Consider the following 21771-nt stretch of genomic DNA (forward strand, 5'->3'; position numbering starts at 1 on the left):
GCCGAGATGCCACAACTGAAGCACTTCCCGCTGCCTGACACGGGCGAGGGACTCACCGAAGCGGAGATCATCACCTGGCACGTCGCCGCAGGCGACACGGTGACGGTCAACCAGATCATCGTCGAGATCGAGACGGCGAAGGCCGTGGTGGAGCTGCCCTGCCCGTTCGCGGGGCAGGTCTCACAGCTGCTGGTCGACGTCGGGCAGACCGTCGAGGTCGGCGTGCCGATCATCGCCATCGACATCGATCCGAACGGCCCGGCGGGGGCCGGAGCATCGGCGGACGGGCAGACCGTCAACGGGTCGAAGCCGCCGGAGGAGGCCGAGGGCCGGGTGGCGAACCTGGTCGGGTACGGACCTCGCACCGGGGCGGCGACTCGCAGGCCGCGCAAGCAGTCCGGTTCCTCGACACCGCAGGCGCAGGCACCCGCACCGCAGGCAGCACCCGCACCGCCCGTCGTGCCTGCCCCGTCGGTGGTCCCGGCGCGGGCAGCGGCCCCGGCCGCCGGTGAGCAGGCTCGCACCACCGGTCGGGTGCCTCTCGCCAAGCCGCCGGTGCGCAAACTCGCCAAGGACGCCGGGATCGACCTTCGCACGATCATCGGCAGCGGCGCGGACGGCGTGATCACCCGCGACGACGTGACCAGTGCCGTCGCGGCGGCAGCGGCGCCTGCCGGACCGATCGCCGGGCAGCGACCCCGCGAGGAGCGGGTGCCGATCCGGGGCGTTCGCCGCGCCACCGCGCAGGCGATGGTGCACAGCGCCTTCACCGCACCGCACGTCACCGAGTTCCTCACCATCGACGTCACGCCGATGATGGAGTTGCGAGCCAGGCTGAAGACGCACCCGGCGTTCCAAGGCGTGAAGATCACGCCACTGGCCTTCGCCGCGAAGGCGCTGTGTCTCGCGGTGCGCCGGACGCCGGACGTCAACGCGGCCTGGGACGAACAGGCAGGCGAGATCGTCTACAAGTCCTATGTGCATCTGGGCATCGCCGCGGCCACCCCGCGTGGTCTGGTGGTGCCGAAGGTCCGTGAGGCACAGGACATGTCGCTGCGCGAGCTGGCCGAGGCGCTGGACTCGCTGGCCACGACCGCACGGGAAGGCCGCACCACACCGGCGGACATGGTCGACGGCACCATCACGATCACCAACGTCGGGGTGTTCGGCGTGGACACCGGGACGCCGATCCTCAATCCCGGCGAGTCGGCGATCCTGGCCCTCGGCGCCATCCGGGACATGCCGTGGGTGGTCGACGGTCAGGTCGTGCCCCGCAAGGTGTGTCAGCTGGCGCTGAGCTTCGACCACCGAGTGGTCGACGGTCAGCAGGGTTCGCAGTTCCTCGCCGACATCGGCGCCCTGCTCGCCGAGCCCGGCCTGGCGATGACGTACTGAGCCACGCTCGTCTGCCCGGCGCCCTCGCGCGCCGGGCAGACGCCCGGTGTGCCGGGCGGGCCTACTCCGCCAGCTTCCAATGAGTCACGCAGCGGACGGTGCTGACGATGTCCTGCGGTTCGAGATTGAGTCTGCGGACGTCCGCAGCGCTGCTCCGGCCTGCGGGCGCGATGCCCGCCGCCTCCGCGCCGTAGGCACCGCGCGCGGCCGGGCCGTTCGCCTCCGCGTCGCTGATCCGCAGCAGCGGACCGAGGGTGCGCCCGAGGGCATCGGCGTACCCGACGGCCTTGGACCTCGCATCGGCGACGGCGGCCCGCTGAGCGGACTTCCTCGCCTCGGTGTCATCCCGTAGCGACCAGGTGGGGCCGTCCAGTCGTTCCGGTTCGACGGCGAGCAGCGCCCCGGCGATCTCGGCGAGCACCTCAGGGTCGGTCACCTCCAGGCTGTAGTGCTGCTCGGCCCGGCAGCCGACCTGCCGCTGTCTGTGCCAGTCGGCATGCACGGCGAGCCGCCGAGACTTCACCACCACGCCCTCGCGGTTCAGCAGCGGCTCGACGTCGTCCACCTGCTCCCCCAGCGCTGCCACCGCCTCGGCACGCGTCTGAGCCGCGCTGCTGAACGTCACCCGCAGCACCGCCTGATCGGCCCGTGCCGCTGCCCGGCCTGTCCCCTGTGTCACGACTTCGGTCACGCGGCCCAGCCAACCCCGTGGAATGTCCGGTGGCAAGGACGCCCGATCGCCGAGCGGGCCTGCGGTGCCGTCTCTCGTGGCGCCGCAGCCGGTGCCCGCCTGCCGCCACGAATCAGCCGAGTAGGCAGCCCGGCCGCCTGCCACCGGCGGGATCGCGGGTGCAGCATCCGATGCCCGCGCCCCGATGAATCCGCGGTGGGCTCCGTGTTGCCGATTCGTGACCGACCGTACCGATTCAGTTTGCGCCTCGATGACGGCCACGCGTCGAGGGGATGTCCGACTGCCTATTTCAAGTTCCATCGCTTCAGCGGCAGAAGACGTTAGCCACCGGACAATCATCGGCGTGTGCCGCTCCTCACCGGACAATCGGGTGCAATCTCGCGATCAATGGGGCATACTTGAGTCGTACCGAGAAGTCAAGAAAACGAAGGTGATGGACACCCGATGAATCTCGCCGCCCGCCTGCGCCTCCGCAGGAACAGCAGCACCCGCCCCCGGACCAACAAGGCCCTCCAGGAAGCGATCGACTCGGCATCGAGCCCGGCGCTTCGTGACGAGCTGCTGATCATCGCTCAGCGTCACAACCTGCTGAACCGCTGAGCAGGCAAGCACCGCACAGGCAGTCACGGTGGTGCGCGTCACATTCAGACGGGGTGTAACACGTTTGGATGCATTGGCGATGAACCAAGTGACCCTGCGGTGCTGGCGGACCCCCGACCTGGCAGCACTGCGGGGTTTTCCAATCTCAGAGCCCGAAGCCTCACCCATGTGGGTGAGGCTTCTCGCGTCTCTACCGCCGCTCCGTAACCGGCCCTTCCGTCGCTCACCGGAGGCAGCCGAGCCGGGTCTCCCCCGGCGAACGGCGGGCACAGCGCGCGCTGCGTGACCGCAGGCGACGCCGTGGCGACCAACCGCCGCCGGACGCGATGCACGGCCCGGGCGCCGCCGACGTCTCGGTCAGTCTCGGCCCGACCGGTGCAGGCAAGCGGCCGAGCCCATGACGACGGGTTCCGCGGGCACTCCCCGCCCGCTGACGTCCGGCAGACTCGAGGAACGCCCCCGCGACTACGAACGCGGGCGGAGGACGAGCTCGTTGATCTGGCCGTCGGCAGGCAGCCGCACGGCCGTCGCGACCACGTCGGCGACCGTCTGCGGCCGCAGGTACCGCTCCGGCTCGAAGTCACCGCCCTCGGCAGCGCGCACCTCTCGCTGCATGTCCGTGGCCACCCGCCCCGGATGCACCGAGGTCACCCGAATCCCGGACTCCGCCTCCTCCGCCCGCAGCACGTCGGCGAAGGCACGCAGCGCGAACTTGCTCGCCGCGTACGAGCCCCAGCCGGGACCTGCTCGCAGTCCGGCACCGGAGTTGATGAGCACGACGTGACCGCGCGCGGCCCGCAGCGCGGGCAGGAGCAGCCGGGTCAGCTCGGCAACGGCGACCACGTTCACCTCGAGGGTGCGGCGCCAGGACGCGGCAGACGTCTCCGCGACCGAGCCCAGTTCGACGACGCCCGCGCTGTGCACGAGGACGTCCAGCCGCTCGACGTCGGCGGTCGCGGCGGCCACGGCCTGCTCGTCGGTCAGCTCGACGGCCCACGGGCTGGCGGTGGGCAGCTCTTCCACGAGCGGAAGCAGCGTCTGCGGATCACGCCCGCCCAAGAGCAGGTCGTGCGTCGGCGCCAGCGCCCTGGCGACGGCGGCTCCCACCCCGCGAGAGGCGCCGGTGACCAGGGCGAGAGGTCGTGAAGTCATGCGCGCGAGCCTAGCCGCGATGCCCCGTCGTCCAGGTCTCCGCCGCTCGCTCCGGCGAGTGCATGCCGCCGGGGCCCTGCGGCGGGCAGCGGCCGGGCCGCAGGCAGCGCGGCCGGGCCGAGCGGTCCAGCCGAGGGAAGGACGCAGCCCTAACCGGGCCTAGGCGCCGCACGAACGACGCCTCGCAGGCCGAAGGCCCCGACCGGCAGGCGAGGGCGTCCGAGTCGCGCGACGCGCCCCCGCCGTCCGGTCGACACCTCTCACTCGCCGATGCGTCCCACTCCCCGACCGCCCCGGCCGGTGCGCCAGACGCTGACCACCGACGGACGAGGCTGGGAGTCGCCCCGGTCCGGCCAGTTCGACGCGGGATTCTCCACGCTCGCGCCGTCGACCTCGCCGGGATGCTGCACGCACACCGTGACCAGGTCTTCGGTGATGACCGGGCCGCAGGTCTCGCCACCGCGCGGCACGGTGAGGAACAGCTTGAGGTGTCCGCGCTCGCTGCCCTGCACGGGCACCGAGTACAGGCCGTCGTTGATGCCGAGCGCGCCCGTGGAGTCGGTGGAGATCCACAGGTTGCCGTGCCGGTCGAAGGCGACGTTGTCCGGGCTGGTGATCGGGCTGACCTGGCTCTTGTCGAAGCCGCCGAAGTAGGTGTCCGGCGATTCCGGGTCGCCGCAGACCAGCAGGAGGTTCCAGGTGAAGCGGGTCGCCGTCGGGTCGTTGCGGCGCTCGGTCCACTCCAGGACGTGGCCGTGCTTGTTGTTGTTCCTCGGGTTGGCCTCGTCCGCCGTCGCCGCGCCCGTCGCCCCCCGGTTGGTGTTGTTGGTCAGCGCCGCGTAGACGCTGCCGGTCACCGGATTGGGCTCGATGTCCTCCGGCCGGTCCATCTTCGTGGCGCCGACCTTGTCTCCGGCGATCCGGGTGTAGACGTAGACCTCCTCGGCCGTCATCCCCGGCACGAAGGACCGATCGCCCTCGGCGAGCGCGATCCACTCGCCCGCCCCGCCGAACTCGCCGTCGGAGGGCAGCGTGCCGGAGCCGTCGATCTCCTCCGCCGGGCTGTCGCCGGTGAACCGGGCCACGTACAGCGTGCCCTCGTCAAGGAGCCGCATGTTGTGCCTGCGGGCGTGCCTGCTCTCGCCCTTCTTCACCCGGCCCTTCGACACGAACTTGTAGATGTAGTCGAAACGCTCGTCGTCGCCGGAGTAGGCGACCACCCGCCCGTCGCCTGCGACCCGGATGGCGGCGCCCTCGTGCTTGAACCGGCCCAGCGCCGTGTGCTTGACCGGGGTCGAGTCCGGGTCGTGCGGGTCGATCTCCACCACCCAGCCGAACCGATGCGTCTCGTTCAGCTCCTGGGCGACGTCGAAGCGAGAGTCGAATCGCTCCCACCGGCGTTCGCTGGCCCCGCCGGAGATGCCGTACCTGGCGAGCTTCGCCGCCTGGTCGGGATCCGTGATCTGATCCGCGTTGCCGAAGTACTGGTTGAAGTTCTCCTCACCAGAGAGCACCGTGCCCCACGGCGTGACGCTGCCCGCGCAGTTGTTCAGCGTGCCGAGAACCCTGGTCCCGGAGGGGTCCGCCGCCGTCTTGAGCAGATCGCTGCCCGCCACCGGACCACGAACCTCGAACTCGGTGGTGGCGGTGATCCGCCGGTTGTAGCGACTGGCCCGGGTGCTCAGGCCGCCGCGGCGATCGTCCCGCTCGGCGAGCACGACGCTGAGCCCGTGGGCGGCCCAGGCGATCTTGACCTGCTCCTCGGTGGGGTTCGCCTCGTCGTAGCCGCGGAACATGAACGGCTCGGTGCTGTACTCGTGGTTGACCACGAGCAGGTTTCGTCGTCCGCGTCCGTCCAACGGGATCAGCCCGGCGAAGTCGCAGTTGTAGCCGAACTGAAGCGCCTGTGCAGCCGCCGTCTGGTTCTCGAAGTCGAACTCCGGCGCACCGTCGACCACCGGGTCGCCCCAGCGGATGACGACGTTCTGGCGATAGCCCTCGGGCACCACCACCGCGTCCTCGGTGTTCGGCTCGACGGGCGAGTAGTCGGTGCCGGGGATCGGCCTGCCCGGTCTGCCGGGGCCACCGCCGTGTCCTGAGCCGGGTCCTCGTCCCTGCGTCGAGGTCGTCTCGGCGGCGGCCGTTCCGCTCAGCGCGCCGAGGGCGCCACCCGCGATGGTGACGACGGCGGCGGCCCGCAACGCACCCCGTCGGCTCATCACCTGCGTGACGACGTCCCCGAAGTAGGGATTCGAGGAGGTGTTGGGCGCCTCATGTCCGCAGGCGTCGCCGCATCGGTACCGGCAGGTGATCGAGGCGCGACTGCCGTGGCGGTCGGTGGGGAGCAGTGTCAGTGGAATGATGCGTCCGTCTTCGGCGGGTGGAGTCGGCACGCAGACCTCCAGGATCTGGTTGGTGGGAACGCGCTGACCGTAGGAGCGGATTCCTACCCTGAGGTGAACGCGAGCCGAACAACCGCACCGGAGTGTCCGGCGGTCCGGCATCGATCGACGCAGGCAGCCGGCACGGCACGCCGCCGAGGCACCGCAGCTCACGGCCGGTCAGGGGGACGTCACCGGGAAACGTCGTGGGCGGAGCCGCCGACCGGTCGCCGATGCGATGCGGGCGTTACGCCGATCCAGAGAAGATCGCGGCGGGGACACGTCGCCGCCGGGCCGATCACGCGCAGGCTGCGGCGTTCGACGCTGTTAGGTTGGCGATACCGCCGAGGCCCGCCTCGGCAACCATGCGAGGCCCGCCTCGGCAACCATGCGAGGCCCGCCTCGGTAACCATGCGCTGCCCTCGACGAAGACGGGAATCGAGAGACTCCATGGCCGACCGTGCTGCCGACGAACTGTTTCTCGACTGGTCTCGTCGCCACACGACGCCCCTGGCCACCCTGGACCCCGACGCGCCGCTGGATGATCTGGAGCCCTAGCGCGCGATCATCGGCGACGCCCGCGTCGTGTCCGTCGGCGAGAACGCACACTTCGTCGGTGCGAGAGTCGTTCATGGCCGAGTCGGTGCGCTGGCATCTCGACCGGTCCGGCCCCGACGCACGCATCGTGCTCGCCGCCCACAACAACCATGTGCAGAAGACCTCGGTCAGCTTCGACGGTGCACTCACCGGCCTGCCGATGGGTCTGCACCTGCACCGCCTGCTCGGCGAGGACTATCGGGCGATCGCACTCACCCACACCGCCGACCACGCCCCCGGAGATGTATCCCGACGAGGCGGCCGAACTCGGGTTCACGGTGGCAGGCACCCGCCTCGACCCGCCCGTCGAGGGCAGCATCGAAGCGGCGCTCATCGCGGCGGGCCGAGGTGAGGAGCTGAGCCTGACCGACCTCCGGGCCTCGCGTGGCGCCACCGCGAGCGGGCGTGCGCTGACCGGCATCCGCACCCAGTCCGCGATCATCAAGACCCCGCTGATCGAGGCCTTCGACGCCGTCGTGTCCAGTCCCACTGCCACCACCGACGAGGCGTTCCCGCGACTAGCCTCGGTCGGCAGCGGCGCGGTGTCGGCGGCAGGCGCCGACACCGTCGGGCATCCGATGGCCGCAGGCAGATCCGTCGAGGCCTTCGTCAGGTGAAGAAGACCCCGCGCCGGTCAGGAGCAGCCGCGCGACAGCTGCTGGACGGGCGGGTGTGCGGTCGGATCAGGACGACGGCGGTTCGGGCTCGTCCCGGCTGGCCTCGGGTGTCGAGTCCGCCGAGATCGCCGACGCCGCGCCACCGCGACGCTCCCAGTTCAGGAAGCGCCCCGAGTTGGTGGAGACGTCACCGACCAGCCAGAACAGCAGCGCCGCATCATCGGTGAAGCCGATGATCGGCAGGATCTCGGGGATGAGGTCGATGGGCGAGATCAGATAGACGCCCGCCAGCGCCCACAGCGCCAGGTGGCGACGCCGCATGCCCGGATACTCGCGTCCCGCCGACCGGATCAGCCGAGGGACGGCACGCAGTCTGCGCACCGGGCCGCCGACCGGCTCGGTCTCCGGGGAGTCACGACGCGCCCTGGCTCGCCGCATCAGGGCGACGGCCAGCACCACGCCGCCGAGGATGAGAAGGGACAGGCCGAGCGCGTCCGGATCGAGGCCGAAAACCTCGGCGGTCCCGGCGAAGTAGGAGAACAGCCCGGCCAGGACGAGCACTATGCCGAAGAGGATCATGGTCGAACGACCTCCGAGGTCCTCAGCCGGCGACCGGCCCGCCCCGGTCCAGACAGGGCGGGCACGGCAGCCTGCGGTATCAGTGCTACTCCACGTCGGCGGGCACGCCTCATGCCGAGGTGGTGCGGGCGAAGCCGGCGGCCCGCCCACACGAGGTCAACGCTCGACGTCGCCGCGAATGAACTCCTCGACCCGCTCCCGCGCCACCGAGTCCGAGTACTGCTCCGGCGGGGACTTCATGAAGTACGAGGCCGCCGACAGGATCGGACCGCCGATACCTCGGTCCTTCGCGATCTTCGCCGCGCGCACCGCGTCGATGATGATGCCCGCCGAGTTCGGCGAGTCCCAGACCTCGAGCTTGTACTCCAGGCTCAACGGGACGTCGCCGAATGCGCGTCCCTCAAGCCGGACGTAGGCCCACTTGCGGTCGTCGAGCCACTGCACGTAGTCCGACGGTCCGATGTGGACGTTGCGCTTGCCGAGGTCGCGATCGACCTGTGAGGTCACCGCCTGCGTCTTGGAGACCTTCTTCGACTCCAGCCGGTCCCGCTCCAACATGTTCTTGAAGTCCATGTTGCCGCCCACGTTGAGCTGCATGGTGCGGTCCAGCAGCACGCCCCGGTCCTCGAAGAGCCTGGCCATCACGCGGTGGGTGATCGTCGCGCCGACCTGCGACTTGATGTCGTCGCCGATGATCGGCACGCCCGCCTCGCGGAACCGCTCAGCCCACACCGGGTCGGAGGCGATGAACACCGGCAGTGCGTTGACGAAGGCGACACCGGCCTCCAGCGCGGCGGCGGCGTAATGCCGGGCGGCGTCCTCGGAGCCGACGGGCAGGTAGCACACCAGCACGTCCGCCGCGCTCTCCCGCAGCGCCGCGACCACGTCGACCGGGGCCTCGTCGGACTCCTCGATCATCTCGCGGTAGTAGCGGCCCAGGCCGTCCAGCGTCGTGCCGCGCTGCACCGGCACGCCCAGCGGGGGCACGTCACAGATCTTGATGGTGTTGTTCTCGCTGGCGACGATCGCCTCCGAGAGGTCGCGGCCGACCTTCTTGGCGTCCACGTCGAACGCGGCGACGAACTCGATGTCGCGGACGTGGTACTCGCCGAACTCAACGTGCATCAGGCCCGGGACCTGGGTGTCTGGAGCAGCGTCCTGGTAGTACTGGACACCCTGCACCAGCGATGCCGCACAGTTGCCGACGCCGACGATTGCCACCCGCACGCTACGACGATCTACGCCCATTGCCGGGTCCTCCTTCTTCGAATCCTCAGGTACCGGGGAACGACTGCCAGTCGTCGCCGGCTGGACGCGGTGGTCCTTGCTTCCTCTAGTCACGCGGCCTCCCCGACGACGGCGGGTCCTCGCGCTCGGCCTGTTCATGCGCGATCAACTCGTTGAGCCAGCGAACCTCGCGCTCGGAACTCTCCAGACCCATCCGGTGCAGTTCGAGCGTGTAGCGGTCGATCTGCTCGCTCGCCCGACCGAGGGTGGAGCGGAATCCCTCTCGCCGTTCCTCGACATGACGCCGTCGTCCCTCGAGGATTCGCATCCGCGCTTCCGCCGGGGTGCGCGAGAAGAACGCCAGGTGGATGCCGAACGACCCGTCGTCCCACGTCTGCGGGCCCACGTCGACGACTAATTCGGCGAAGCGCTCCTTGCCGTCGGCCGTCAGCTTGTAGACCGTCTTGGCCCGTCGGTTCCAGGTCCGCTGCACCGCGTCCTCCGCGGACTCGTCGGTGATCAGCCCGGCGACCTGCAGCCTGCGCAGCGTCGGGTAGAGCGAGCCGTAGGAGAAGGCCCGGAAGGCGCCCAGCAGGTTGTGCAGTCGTTTACGCAGCTCGTAACCGTGCATCGGCGCCTCGTGCAGCAGACCGAGCACCGCCAGTTCGAGCACGTCGCACCTCCTAGCACCAGTCATGGCCTCCGACGACCCACCGCTCCACCGCAGCACTGCGATGGATTACCCCACTATATCGGTCCGATACATCTCACTCATCCCGGGCGCGGTGAGTGACCGACGACGAGGCGGCGCTCCCCGAACGGCCCATCGCCGGTCGGTCTCCGACACGTACCCTGTCAACGTGCGGACCCAACGACAGGTGGTCGACTACGCGTTGCAGCGCAAGGCGTTGCTCGCCGGTGTCCACTCCGGTCGGGTCGGGGTGATGGAGGTCTGCGACGCGAGCCCGTACCTGCTGCGGGCGGCGAAATTTCATGGTCAGCCGAGCGATGTGACCTGCCCGGTGTGCCGCAAGGAGCCGTTGACCCAGGTGTCCTGGATCTACGGTGACGAGCTGAAGCACGCGGCGGGATCAGCCAGGACCGATGACGAACTCGCCAGGATGGCAACCCTCTTCGAGGAGTTCACCGTCTACGTGGTGGAGGTCTGCCGCACCTGTAGTTGGAACCACCTGGTGCAGTCATACGTCTTGGGAACGCGCGGCATGGATGACGGACACCCACGGCGGAGGACGGCCTCCGAGTGAGTCCGTCGCCAGTGCGTGCGCGGGCGCGGGAGCGCCAGAGCACAGACGATCACCGAACTGCGTGCCCACCGGGCACGTCGGTGTGGGAGGCCCACTCGTGAACGACGCACACAACGGCAGGCCGCCTGCCGGCCACACCCCGAGGCCGCAGGTGGAGGGCCAGATGTCGCATGTCCCAGACGAGGCGAGCGGTGCTCGTCCTCGACCGACGGGTGAACCATCGCCATGGCCGGAAGGGCCGTCAGGCCCACCGGGCGCCCCACGGCACGGACCGCCGCCGGGCGCCTCGGCGCCGCGCGGTGCGGTCAGGCCGGATCAGCCGCCGCCGGGCGGCTCCTTCACCCCCCCGCCGAACGGCGCGGGACCACCTCGCCACGACGCCAACAATCCTGGCGATTCGGGCAATCCGGCCAATCGAGGCGGGCCGCGTGACGGATCACACAGTCCCGCAGGCTCGCCCGAGGCCGCCCGGCCCGGCGCGACGCGGGTCCAGGAACGTCCCGCCACGCCGCCGTCGGGATTCCCCGGCGCGCCAGAGAACGGCGGCCGACCGCCCGCGGGCAGGCCCGGCCCGAACGGAGCCGACGGTTCGACACCGGACGGCCGTCGCGGCCCGGCAGGCCCGCCGCAGGCCAACGGCGCAGGCGCCCCGGCGGGCCCGAACGGTCATCCGGGACCGGGGCCGAACGGTCATCCGGGGCCGAACGGACACCCCGGACCGAACGGGACCGGCCCGAACGGCGCGCCGCGCAACGGCCAGGCTCCCCCTGGACATGCCCCCGACGGCAGGCCCGCAAACGGGCACGCGGCCAACGGACAGCCCGCGAACGGGCACGCGCGGAACGGACGGCCGGCCAACGGGCACGCGCCCAACGGACAGCAGCGGGGCGGCCCGAATGGAACCGGCGCCCCGAACGGACCCGCCGGGCCGAACGGACCGGCAGGACCGCACGGCGCTGCGGCTCCGACCGGCGCGGTCTCCCCGCTGAGCGACCGCCTCGGCGCAGGCGACGCACCTGCCCCCGGTGGCCCGGGAGCAGGCGGACAGCCGGGCAGGCAGGCAGCGCCCGGCCAGCGTCCGGACGGCGCGAACGGAGTCCCCCCCGGAGCCAGCGGCCCGGGAGGCCACCAGCCGAACGGCGCCGCCCAGAACGGCACCGGGCCGGGTGGCCACCCTGGTCCGGGCCGGCCGCCGAACGGCGCCCCGCCCGGACCGAGCGCGGGCGGTCGTCCCGGCGAACCGGGCGCGGCTCGTCCCGACGGCAGGCCCGGCACGAACGGCACCCCGGCCGACGGCAGGCCAGGCCCCGGCCCGGCGGGCATGCAGTCCCCGCCGCCGCAGAACGGTGATCGTCGCCCGCCTCGGCAGGGCGGGCCGTCAGCACTCGGCGCGGCAGCGGCGGGCGCGGCCCTCGGCGCGGCGGGCGGCGCTGCCGCCGCTGCGGGCATGAACGCAGGCGCCCCGCCCGGCATGGGCACTCCGCCCGGCGGCGTTCCCGGTGCGGGAGCACCCGGCGGACCCGGCCCGGCCAACGGAGCCCCGCCCGCGCACACCCAGGCACTAAGACAGGGCGCAGGCACCGGACCCCGCCGACCCGGCGAGCCGTCGACGCAGATGATGCAGCCCGGCGACGAGCAGCCGACGACGCAGATGGAACCCGCGCTGCTGACGCATCGGGAGCCCGCGCAACTCGAGGACGGCTACGACGAGGACGACTACTACGACGACGAGGACGATGCGGAGGAGTCCCCGGAGGCGGTGAAGAAGGCGAAGCGCAAGAAGATCTGGCGACGCGTCCGGCGGACCTGTTACGTGATGGCAGGCCTCGGCATCCTCACGCCGGTGGTGGCCTTCGCCGTCGGCTACCAGATGTGGGACGTCCAGTCACCAGAGGCGATCCTCGCCGACCTCGACAAGACCGTCACGGTGACCTACGCCGACGGCAGCGAGATGCTGCGGATCGTCCCGAACGGCGAAGGCGACGGCGACCGGCGCTTCCTGGACTACGAGGACATCCCCGAGGACTTCTACAACGGCGTCACGGCCACTGAGGACCCCACGTTCAGAGACAACATGGGATTCTCGCCGGTCGGCATCGTCCGAGCAGCCGTCACCGGCACCGGCGGCGGTTCCACCATCACCCAGCAGTACGTCAAGCTCTCCACCGGCAACGACGACGGGACCTACGCCCGGAAGTTCCAAGAAGTGGTGATGGCATTCAAGCTCACCCAGCAGCAGGATAAGGACTACATCTTCGAGTCCTATGCGAACCTCACCTCCTTCGGCCGCAACACCTACGGGCTGGAAGCGGGCGCGCAGACCTGGTTCGGCAAGTCGGCCTCGGAGCTGGAGCTCAACGAATCGCTGTTCCTGGCGGGCATCCTCAACGCACCGACACTCTTCGACCCGGACAACAACCGGGACGGCATGGAGAACCGCTTCGCCTATGTCGTGAACAAGATGGTGGAGCGGGACCACCTGTCCCAGGCCGAGGCCGACGCCGTCGAGTTCCCCGACTACCTGCCAAGGGGCGCTGGCGGCGGGACCGGGCGCAGCATCACCGACGTGCACGTCCAGACGCAGATCGAGAACGAGCTCACCGCCCGAGGCATCGAGATGGACCAGGTCCGCCGAGAGGGCATGGTCATCCGGACCACCATCGACAAGACAGCCCAGGAGCAGTCCGAGGCCGTGATGGCGGAACACTTCGCCGGTCAGCCGGACGAGCTGCGCGGCGCGCTGGTCGCCGTGGATCCCGCCAACGGAGCGGTGCGGGCCTACAACGGCGGCGAGTGGAGCGCGGGCATCGACTTCGCGGCGGCCAAGCAGCCGCCGGGCTCCTCGTTCAAGCCGTTCGTGGTCGCCGCCGGGCTGAAGCGTGGTCAGGGCCTCGGTGAGTTCTACGACGGCCGGGAATCGATCGACATCGAGGGCACCACGTTCAGCAACACGGCCCAGTGTCCCACCGGGGCCAACGAACACTGTTCGGTGCGCAACGCGATGCTGGTGTCCGCCAACACCCCGTTCATCGACATGGCGCATCAGTTCGGGCCCGGCTCGGTGGCGGAGGCCGCCTGGGAGGCGGGCATCCCCGAAGAGATCAACGGCGAGCCCACGCTGGTGAACACCGAAGGCTTCACCGCTGCGGGCATCGCACTGGGCCAGTACGAGGTCCGCACCATCGACATGGCCGCCGCCTACGCCACCTTCGCCAGCGGCGGAGTCCGGCACGATCCGTACTTCGTCGAGTTCGTCGGCCATGAGGGCGACGGGCCCGACGATGAGGTCCTGATCAACCGCGCCGAGGAAGGGCACGAGGGCGTCCAGGCCTTCGGTCCGCAGAGCAAGGCCGTCGCGGACAACATCACCGAGGTGCTCAAGCCGGTGGCCGCGAACAGCGGACACGACCTGCCCGGCCGGGAGGTGGCGGCCAAGACCGGCACCCACCAGTTCGCCCAGAGCGCAGGCAACCAGGCGGGGTGGATGGTCGGCTACACACCGCAGATCTCGGTGGCGGTCTGGGTCGGCTCCGAGGTGCCCGCACCACTGACGGTCAATGCGACCGCGACGAATCCTTCCACCGAGCAGCTCTGGGGACGAAATGTCCCGGCCTTCTCCTGGAAGGCGTTCATGGAGGCCTACCTCGGTGACAAGGAGGCCGCGAGCTTCCCGACCGACATCACCCAGATCGGCATCTTCCCCGAGCAGCCGCGGCCCGCGCCCCCGCCTCCGCCCCCGTCGCCGGACTGGGACGACGATCGCGACAGAGACCGCGACGAGGAGGACGGCCGGGACGAGGACGAGGAAGGCGACGAGGGGGACGAGAACGGCGAGGGAGGGGAAGGTGACGACGAATCGACCCCGAACCCTCCCACGGATACGACTGAGCCCACTCCGACCGGGCCAGACGACTCCTGCTTGTGGCCGGGGCAGTGTGAGGGCGAAGGCGACGGTCGGCCCGGCGATGGTCGGCCCGGCGATCGAGGTACCACGGGATTCGGTTTCAGCCGGGACGACAGCAGGCCAGAGGTGGCTCCTACCGGAGATGTGCCGTTGCCCAACTGACCACGTGAACTACCGATCAGTCGAATGATCGCCAGCCGACGGGGCGTCCTCCACCGAGGGCGCCCCGTTCGTCGTCTCGGCACACCTCGACACCAGACCTCGGGCTCACGGGCGATCTCCTCGGCCCCGGCATGAGCACGTACGATCCGCGGCGTGCCCAGTGAGCGGGAGACACGATCCGCAGCGTCGGCCGACGACGCACCGGACTCCGCCGGGCCCGCCGCCGCTGACGGGGCAGGCCTGCCGACTTCGCCCGGCGCAGGCTCCGATGCGGTGTCGACGGCCGACGACGGCGCGGGAGGCGGGTCGACCGATCGACCGGCTGCCGACCGAAGCCCGCTGGCGCAGGACTCCGATCGGATCGGTCCCGGCCATCGGGTCGACACCGCGACGCTGCCGCCCGAGCAGCGCATCGCCCCCACCCGGACGGAGGGCCTCGCCCGCACCGCCAGTCGGCTGTTCGGCGGCCCGCTGGGCAGACACGCCGTGGTGGGGCGGCACTGGTTCTGGAGTCCGCTACGGGTCGGCCTGCTCCTGGCGGTCCTCGCGCTCGCGCTCGGCTGGGGCCTCAAGGCGCCCTGCATCCAGCAGTACGTCGACGACCAGGGCGTGGCACAGCTCGACTGGAGCGGCAACCGACAGTACGTCGCGATGTGCTACTCGGACATCGTGCCGCTTTACTCGGCCGAGCACCTCGACATCGGCGCCTTCCCCTACCGCGACTCCTGGGTCGAGGACGAGGGCACCGACCAGGAGCAGGTCCGGTACATGGAGTACCCGGTGATCACCGGGATGTTCCAGTGGCTCAACGCCGAGCTGACCAGGGCGTGGCTCGGCGTCGCCGAGACCGGGCTGGTGCCCACCGCGCTGCCGGTCGCGGTGTACTTCACCATCACCTCGCTGTGGCTGGCCGCAGGCTGGCTCGTCACGGTCTGGGCGGTCACGCTGCTGGCCCGCCGCAGGCCGTGGGACGCCGCGCTGGTCGCGATCTCGCCGCTGGTCCTGGTCCACGCGTTCACGAACTTCGACACGATCGCCACCGCCTTCGCCACGGCGGGCATGCTGGCCTGGGCACGTCGACGGCCGGTGCTCGCGGGCGTGCTGATCGGCCTCGGCGCCGCCGCGAAGCTGTACCCGCTGTTCCTGCTCGGTCCGCTGCTGATCCTGTGTCTCCGGGCGGGTCGGCTCGTGCCCTGGCTGCGGGCCGCGGGCGCCGCCGTCGCGACGTGGACGGCCGTCAATCTGCCGATCGCGGTGCTGTACCCGGATGGCTGGCGCGAGTTCTACCGGCTGAACAGCGAACGCATCGCCGATCCGGACTCGATCTACAACGTGATCAGCCGGTTCACGGGCTGGGCTGGCTTCGACGGGCCGTTGGAGCCCGGTCAGACGCCGGTGGTGTTGAACACGGTGACGGCCGTGCTGTTCCTGCTCGGCTGCCTCGGCATCGCCTTCGTCGGGCTCACCGCCGCCCGCAGGCCGCGAGTGGCTCAGCTTGCCTTCCTGGTCGTGGCCGTGTTCCTGTTGACCAACAAGGTGTGGAGTCCGCAGTACTCGTTGTGGCTGGTGCCGCTCGCCGTGCTGGCGCTGCCGCGCTGGCGTCCGCTGCTCGCCTGGATGGCGTTGGACGCCCTGGTCTGGGTGCCGAGGATGTTCTTCTACCTCGGCGAGGACAACAAGGGCCTGCCCGTCGAGTGGTTCCTCGGCACCGTGGTGCTTCGGGACCTCGCGGTGATCATGCTGTGCGTGCTGGTGCTGCGCGACGTCTATCGGCCGGAGGGAGACCGCGTCAGATCCTCCGGCGAGGACGACCCCGCAGGCGGTGTGCTCGACGGGGCACCTGACGTGGTGCGCTGGAACCTGACTCGACGCGCCGAACCGATGATCACCGAGCCCTCCAGCACCGCGGGCTCGGCCTCGACGGACTCCCCGCCGAGCGGGGTGCGCTGATCAGGCAGGTCGAGGACGTCGGGCGTCACGAGGGAGTCCATCCTGGCCAGGATCTCGTCGGGCACGTCGAAGTCGAAGAACTCGTCGCGGCGGACCGCGCGGACGAACCGCAGCCAGACGTCCGTGGTGACCAGTATCGACGGGCCGCGCACCTTCTTCCTGTCCTGCACCCCGATGACGCCGTCTCCGAAGAGCACTCGAATGCCACGTCGACTCTGATCACGCATCACGTCACCGCCCCCGGTGGGCCCTCGGCCGCACGCTCACCCTCACAAACCTGAATCATGTTCGAACTAGAGCGTGGGCCCACCCTGCGAGTCCGGCAGCACGAAAGCGGATGGTCGGGAGAAATTCACCCAATCGCCGGTGTCGAGGGCGAGAACCCCTTACGGAAACGGGTCGGATAGTCAACACTGAGCATCGGCGGCGGCGGGTTGGTACGCCCCCCGACCAATTCGCCGCCGCCCTCGACTCGTGCCGGACGCTAACCCGCCATCGACGGCGTCGCACCTCGGCGAGGTCGCCGCACTCTGGGCGGCACCTCGTGATCGACGGTGGAACGCGCGGCCAGGAAGACGAAGAACAACGCCACCAACAGCGCCGCCCGCCCCCAGACGCCGATCATCAGCGCCTGCGGAGCGAAGCCGTCGTAGACCGTCGACGGCAGTCCCTGATTGGTGATGTAGAGCCAGCGGAAGATCCCGATCCCGATCGCGAGATCGGCGACGAAGTACGCGGCGATCCACTCCCAGCGAATCCGCAGCAGCACGAAGAACGGCAGCAGCCAGAGGGCGTACTGGGGCGAGTGCACCTTGTGCAGCAGGAGGAACCCGCAGAGCATCGCCGCCGAGACCTGGATCCACGGGAACGTGCCGTCCCGCTGCATCCGCCGCCAGCCAAGCCAGCAGGCCAGGATGAACGACAGGAGCACTGCGGCAGGGGAGATGACGTCCATCGCGCCCTGGAAGCCCGCGTTGTCGGAGTTCGACCACGGCCGGAAGCCCCAGTACCAGATCGAGTTCGTCGTCACGTCGACGAACCGGTTGCCCTGGAACTCGAAGGAGGCCAGCCAGCCCTCGTAGCCGAGCACGGCGAACGGCAGATTCACCGCGACCACCGTCACCACGGCGGCCAGGCCCACCTTCACCGCGCCGACGACGTCCCACCGAGACCCGCGCGCGGCCACGTCGGCAGGCAGCTCACGCCCCCGGTACCCGCCGGAGAACACGTACAGCGCCAACGGCAGCACGAAGATGCCCGGATAGACCTTGAACGCGAACCCCAGGCCGAGCAGTACCGAGGCGGCCACCGCTCGGTCGATCAACGGCCGATCGGGCCCGGCCCGGCCCCAACCCCGCTGCAAGACGTAGACGGCGGCGACCGCGCAGGCGACGACCGGCAGATCCCAGTTGTGGAAGGCATAGAGCACGATGGGCGGCCCTAAGGCCCAGACGAGTGCCCTCCAACGGGCGAGCTGCCCGAGCAGCCACGCCGTGACCAGGCCGAACGGCGCCATCACCAGGGCGGAGCCCAGCAGGAACTGCGCGTCGTTGGACGCGAACAATGCGCCTGCCCAGATCAACAGCCCGCTCAGGACCGGGTACTCCACGACCCCGCCGACCAGCTGCCCGTCCTCGGTGATGCCGCCGCTGAGATAGGGGAAGACGTGCTGGTCGATGTCCCGGCCGAGCCAGAGGTGCTGGATGTCGGAGTAGCAGACGTCGCCGTCGATCCGTTCCTTGTAATCAGGCTGGCTGCGACCGAACTGATCGAACTCCGGGCCGGTGCAGCGCGCCTTGTTCGCGTACCCGAGGAAGAGGGTCACCCCGCTGAGGAGCACCAGGAACGCGAGCGCGTACCTCGTCAGCGCGCGCACCCGGCCTGCGCCGCCGGATCGTGGCGGAGACCCTGCGCCACCAGACTGTGGCGGAGCCTCCGACGAGTGGCCTTCCTGATCCCATGCCTGCACGGTGTCCCGATCATCGCTCGGCACGGTGGATCAGACTCCCAGTTCGCGGCGTAGATGGCTGATGTCGGCCGCCTGGCCCGTCGCTGGGGTCTCGACCACCACGGGCGCCCTGGCCTCCGCGCAGACCGCGACGAGCTGGGCGGCGTCGATGGTGCCGTCGGCGATGTTGGCATGTCGATCACGGGAGGAGCCGAAGGCGTCCCGCGAGCTGTTCAGATGCACCAGGTCGATGCGGCCGGTGATCGCCCGCGCGCGCTCGACGAGACCCACGAGGTCCTCGCCGGAGGCGAAGGCATGGCAGGTGTCCAGGCAGAAGCCGGGGTCGAACTCGCCGATGGCGTCCCACAGCCGGTCGAGTGCGTCCAGGCCTCGGGCCATCGCGCCGTCGCCGCCTGCGGTGTTCTCGATCAGCACCGGCACGCCGAAGCCGCCCTCGGCGGCCTGCCGGGAGAGGAACTTGTGCCAGTTGGCCACGCCGACCGCCGGGTCCTCGCCCTGCCGGACGTGACCACCGTGCACGATCAGCCCGAGAGCGTTCGTCTCGGCGGCGGCCTTCGCCTGCGCGATCACGGCCTTGCGCGACGGGATGCGAATCCGGTTGTTGGTGGATGCCACGTTGAGCACGTAAGGGGCATGGATGAAGACCGCGACGCCCGCCGCACGCAGTTCTGCCGCCTGCGGATGGGGGGTGGGGGACTTCCAGGTCTGCGGGTCGGACAGGAAGAACTGCACGACCTCCGCCCCTCGTTCACGGGCGGTGCCGAGCGGATCGTCGGCGTCGACGTGCGCACCGATAGGCATAGCGGTGAGGGTAACCAACAGACGGCGTGCAAGTGAGGTCTGCGGTGGCCTCATGTGAGCTGGCGGCAGGGGCCGAACGGCGATCGGACCCGACGCTGCTAACGTAGTTCCGTTGTCGACGCGACGACCCTCCTGCCACGGACAGCCCGTGGCCGATGAGACCACAGGAGGTGAGGTCTGTCATGCGTCATTACGAGGTAATGGTCATCCTCGACCCCAGTCTCGACGAGCGCACCGTCGCTCCGTCCCTGGACACGTTCCTCAACGTCATCCGCACTGCGGGCGGCAATGTGGAGAACGTCGACGTCTGGGGCAGGCGCCGGTTGGCCTTCGAGATCGACAAGCACGCCGAGGGCATCTACGCCCTGCTCAACGTGCACGCCGAGCCGGACACGGTGAAGGAACTCGACCGTCAGCTCTCGCTGCAGGAGACGGTGCTGCGCACCAAGGTCCTGCGGCGCGACGCCGTCTCGAAGTGATCGGGCGGAGGTGCACTGATGGCTGGTGAGACGACAATCACCGTGGTCGGGAACCTGACCGCAGATCCAGACCTCCGCTTCACCTCATCAGGTGCGGCGGTGGCGAACTTCACCGTGGCCTCCACCCCACGCACCTTCGACAGGCAGTCGGGCGAGTGGAAGGACGGCGAAGCGCTGTTCCTTCGTTGCAGCCTCTGGCGTCAGGCGGCCGAGAACGCGGCCGAGTCCCTGAGCCGGGGTATGCGCGTCGTCGTGCAGGGCAGGCTGCGCCAGCGCTCCTTCAAGACCAAGGAAGGCGAGGACCGGACCGTCGTCGAGCTTGAGGTCGACGAGATCGGCCCCTCGCTGCGGTACGCGACCGCCAAGGTCAACAAGGTGAGCCGGGGCAGTGGCGGCGGAGGCGGCGGCTACGGAGCAGGCGGCGGTGGCGGCAGCGCTCCCGCCGACGACCCGTGGGGCTCCGCGCCCCCGGCGGGCCCGAGTGGCGGCTCCGGCGGCGGATACAGCGACGAGCCTCCGTTCTAGACGGCACGGCCACCGGCGGTTCCGGCCGACGAGGGACGATTCGCGGCCGATGAGGATGACAACCAGGAGTAAGACCAATGGCTAAGCCACCCGTACGCAAGCCGAAGAAGAAGGTCTGCGTCTTCTGCAAGGACGCCCGGAAGGGCCACCCGCAGAACATCGACTACAAGGACACCACGCTGCTTCGGAAGTACATCTCCGACCGCGGCAAGATCCGGGCTCGTCGAGTGACCGGCAACTGCAGCCAGCATCAGCGGGACGTCGCCGTCGCGGTGAAGAACTCGCGAGAGATGGCGCTGCTGCCCTACACCTCGACCGCTCGCTGAGAGGGTAAGGAGCGAAGATGAAGCTCATCCTCACCGCTGACGTCAGCGGTCTCGGCGGCCCCGGCGACATCGTCGAGGTCAAGGACGGCTACGGCCGCAACTTCCTGGTGCCGCGCGGCCTGGCCATCCTGGCCACGCGTGGCGCGGAGAAGCAGGTCGCCACGATCCGCCGCTCGCAAGAGGGCAGGCGGATCCGCGACCTCGACCACGCCAAGGAGATCAAGTCGAGCCTGGAGGGCCTCGGGGCCGTCCGGCACCGGGTCCGCGCCTCGCAGGACAGCGGCAAGCTGTTCGGCTCGGTGACCACGGCCGACGTGGTCACCGCGGTCAAGGCCGCAGGCGGCCCGCTGCTCGACAAGAGGGCGATCCAGCTTCCCGGTCACATCAAGAAGACCGGCAGGCACCCGGTGAACATCCGGCTCCACCCGGAGGTCACCGTCGCGATCAACCTTGAGGTCGCCCCGGCCGAGTGATCGGCTAAGACGACTGCTGCATTCGGCCGCGGCGTCGCTCCTGTCTCGACAGGGCGGCGCCGCGGCCGTCTGTTTCAGGCCCGATCGGAGCGTGAAGACCACGCGGAGCCGACACTCGGTCGCGTGATCCGCTGTGCCTCGTGCGGGTCGATCGCCTTGCCGAGGGTGACGAATCGAGTGCCGAACAGCCCGCCCCAGGCGGGTCGCTCGGCTCAGTGTTATCACTCAGAAGCACTAGTGGACAGCTGGCCCGGTCCCTGTGGATCATTTCGCCCGACCGGCTCGAACGACACGCCGAAGGGGCGCTTTTCGCGACACGCCGAAGGGTGTCGCGAGTAGTTTCCACACATTTTGTCCACAAGGCCTGACCTGCTCTTCTCATCAAGCCTACCCAAGTTATCCACAGGTTGTCCCCAGGCTTGCCGCAGGCTGTGGTCAGTTCACCACCCACATCCCCAGGTTATCCACAGGCACGTCCACAGGAGTGTTTGCCTGCTCCAGAAGAGGGATCTAGCGTTCGGTCTCCAGGAGCCGGTGTCGACGGCCCGGCAGACGGCAGAATCGGCCGGATCAAGCGGGCAGGCGGGACGTCCTCGGGCATATCGACCCAGACGCATCGGCCAGGCGATTCGGCTCGGTCGAACCCGGCTCGGTCGAGTCGAGAAGCGGCGGCAGTGA

Annotated in this window: 19 protein-coding genes; 11 read left to right on the plus strand and 8 right to left on the minus strand. The window is 69.9% G+C overall.

The genetic code is table 11. The features are described 5' to 3' along the window. The first annotated feature begins 6 nt into the window (after positions 1–6). Positions 7–1395 carry a dihydrolipoamide acetyltransferase family protein gene (locus tag UA74_RS30095; protein ID WP_075743177.1) on the plus strand — a complete coding sequence of 463 codons (1389 nt, stop codon included), beginning with the start codon at positions 7–9 and terminating at the stop codon, positions 1393–1395. Positions 1396–1456: 61 nt separating this feature from the next. On the opposite strand, the gene UA74_RS30100 is transcribed toward UA74_RS30095, so the two are convergent. Next, positions 1457–2086, minus strand: coding sequence for an SIMPL domain-containing protein (locus tag UA74_RS30100; protein ID WP_075744411.1), 630 nt, complete (start codon positions 2084–2086; stop codon positions 1457–1459). Between the two features lie 444 nt (positions 2087–2530). Between UA74_RS30100 and UA74_RS33185 the strand changes: the two genes are divergently transcribed. Next, the gene (locus tag UA74_RS33185; RefSeq protein WP_169725915.1) at positions 2531–2686 is read left to right on the plus strand and encodes a hypothetical protein; all 156 of its coding nucleotides are present in this window, start codon (positions 2531–2533) and stop codon (positions 2684–2686) included. A gap of 465 nt (positions 2687–3151) precedes the next feature. Here the strand turns inward: UA74_RS33185 and UA74_RS30105 are convergent, their stop codons facing one another. Continuing rightward, positions 3152–3838 carry an SDR family oxidoreductase gene (locus UA74_RS30105; protein ID WP_075743178.1) on the minus strand — a complete coding sequence of 229 codons (687 nt, stop codon included), beginning with the start codon at positions 3836–3838 and terminating at the stop codon, positions 3152–3154. Between the two features lie 260 nt (positions 3839–4098). Continuing rightward, positions 4099–6231, minus strand: a complete 2133-nt coding sequence (locus UA74_RS30110; protein WP_404799956.1) for a PhoX family protein — start codon at positions 6229–6231, stop codon at positions 4099–4101. A gap of 604 nt (positions 6232–6835) precedes the next feature. On the opposite strand from UA74_RS30110, the gene UA74_RS33895 reads away from it, so the two are divergent. Both UA74_RS33895 and UA74_RS33900 read left to right on the plus strand, forming a co-directional pair. Continuing rightward, positions 6836–7168, plus strand: coding sequence for an erythromycin esterase family protein (locus UA74_RS33895; protein WP_075743179.1), 333 nt, complete (start codon positions 6836–6838; stop codon positions 7166–7168). Then, positions 7095–7433 (plus strand): hypothetical protein, encoded by a 339-nt coding sequence (locus UA74_RS33900; protein ID WP_075743180.1) that lies wholly within the window; start codon positions 7095–7097, stop codon positions 7431–7433. Before UA74_RS33895 ends, UA74_RS33900 begins: the two co-directional genes overlap by 74 nt. Before the next feature lie 66 nt (positions 7434–7499). On the opposite strand, the gene UA74_RS30125 is transcribed toward UA74_RS33900, so the two are convergent. From UA74_RS30125 to UA74_RS30135, 3 genes are all read right to left on the minus strand, one after another. Then, on the minus strand, positions 7500–8012 hold the full coding sequence (locus UA74_RS30125; RefSeq protein WP_075743181.1) for a YkvA family protein: 513 nt from the start codon (positions 8010–8012) through the stop codon (positions 7500–7502). 156 nt (positions 8013–8168) lie between these two features. After that, positions 8169–9260, minus strand: coding sequence for an inositol-3-phosphate synthase (locus UA74_RS30130; protein WP_075743182.1), 1092 nt, complete (start codon positions 9258–9260; stop codon positions 8169–8171). An 85-nt stretch (positions 9261–9345) separates the two neighbouring features. Beyond that, complete coding sequence (locus tag UA74_RS30135) at positions 9346–9912, minus strand: PadR family transcriptional regulator (protein ID WP_075743183.1); 567 nt, start codon at positions 9910–9912, stop codon at positions 9346–9348. Positions 9913–10099: 187 nt separating this feature from the next. Between UA74_RS30135 and UA74_RS30140 the strand changes: the two genes are divergently transcribed. The 3 genes from UA74_RS30140 (at position 10100) to UA74_RS30150 (ending at position 16520) form a co-directional block, all read left to right on the plus strand. Continuing rightward, a complete protein-coding gene (locus tag UA74_RS30140; protein WP_075743184.1) occupies positions 10100–10504 on the plus strand; it encodes a DUF5318 domain-containing protein in 405 nt (134 codons plus the stop codon). Between the two features lie 1321 nt (positions 10505–11825). Beyond that, entirely contained in the window at positions 11826–14570 is a 2745-nt protein-coding gene (locus UA74_RS31305) for a transglycosylase domain-containing protein (protein WP_157442346.1), read from the plus strand. 339 nt (positions 14571–14909) lie between these two features. After that, on the plus strand, positions 14910–16520 hold the full coding sequence (locus UA74_RS30150) for a glycosyltransferase family 87 protein (protein ID WP_232237890.1): 1611 nt from the start codon (positions 14910–14912) through the stop codon (positions 16518–16520). Positions 16521–17004: 484 nt separating this feature from the next. On the opposite strand, the gene UA74_RS30155 is transcribed toward UA74_RS30150, so the two are convergent. Next, positions 17005–18387 carry a glycosyltransferase family 87 protein gene (locus tag UA74_RS30155; protein ID WP_075744414.1) on the minus strand — a complete coding sequence of 461 codons (1383 nt, stop codon included), beginning with the start codon at positions 18385–18387 and terminating at the stop codon, positions 17005–17007. A 132-nt stretch (positions 18388–18519) separates the two neighbouring features. Further along, positions 18520–19290 (minus strand): deoxyribonuclease IV, encoded by a 771-nt coding sequence (locus UA74_RS30160; RefSeq protein WP_075743186.1) that lies wholly within the window; start codon positions 19288–19290, stop codon positions 18520–18522. Positions 19291–19472: 182 nt separating this feature from the next. Here UA74_RS30160 and rpsF point away from each other — a divergent pair, with 182 nt between their 5' ends. The 4 genes from rpsF to rplI all read left to right on the plus strand — a co-directional run bounded on the left by rpsF (position 19473) and on the right by rplI (position 21093). Further along, entirely contained in the window at positions 19473–19769 is a 297-nt protein-coding gene (gene rpsF / locus UA74_RS30165; RefSeq protein WP_083683848.1) for a 30S ribosomal protein S6, read from the plus strand. Between the two features lie 18 nt (positions 19770–19787). After that, complete coding sequence (locus UA74_RS30170) at positions 19788–20294, plus strand: single-stranded DNA-binding protein (protein WP_075743188.1); 507 nt, start codon at positions 19788–19790, stop codon at positions 20292–20294. Positions 20295–20371: 77 nt separating this feature from the next. Beyond that, entirely contained in the window at positions 20372–20620 is a 249-nt protein-coding gene (rpsR, locus tag UA74_RS30175) for a 30S ribosomal protein S18 (RefSeq protein WP_069853009.1), read from the plus strand. A gap of 17 nt (positions 20621–20637) precedes the next feature. Then, complete coding sequence (rplI, locus tag UA74_RS30180; RefSeq protein WP_075743189.1) at positions 20638–21093, plus strand: 50S ribosomal protein L9; 456 nt, start codon at positions 20638–20640, stop codon at positions 21091–21093. Positions 21094–21771: the final 678 nt, after the last annotated feature.

It is taken from the genome of Actinoalloteichus fjordicus, assembly GCF_001941625.1.
In the GTDB taxonomy this organism is placed as follows: Bacteria; Actinomycetota; Actinomycetes; order Mycobacteriales; family Pseudonocardiaceae; genus Actinoalloteichus_A; species Actinoalloteichus_A fjordicus.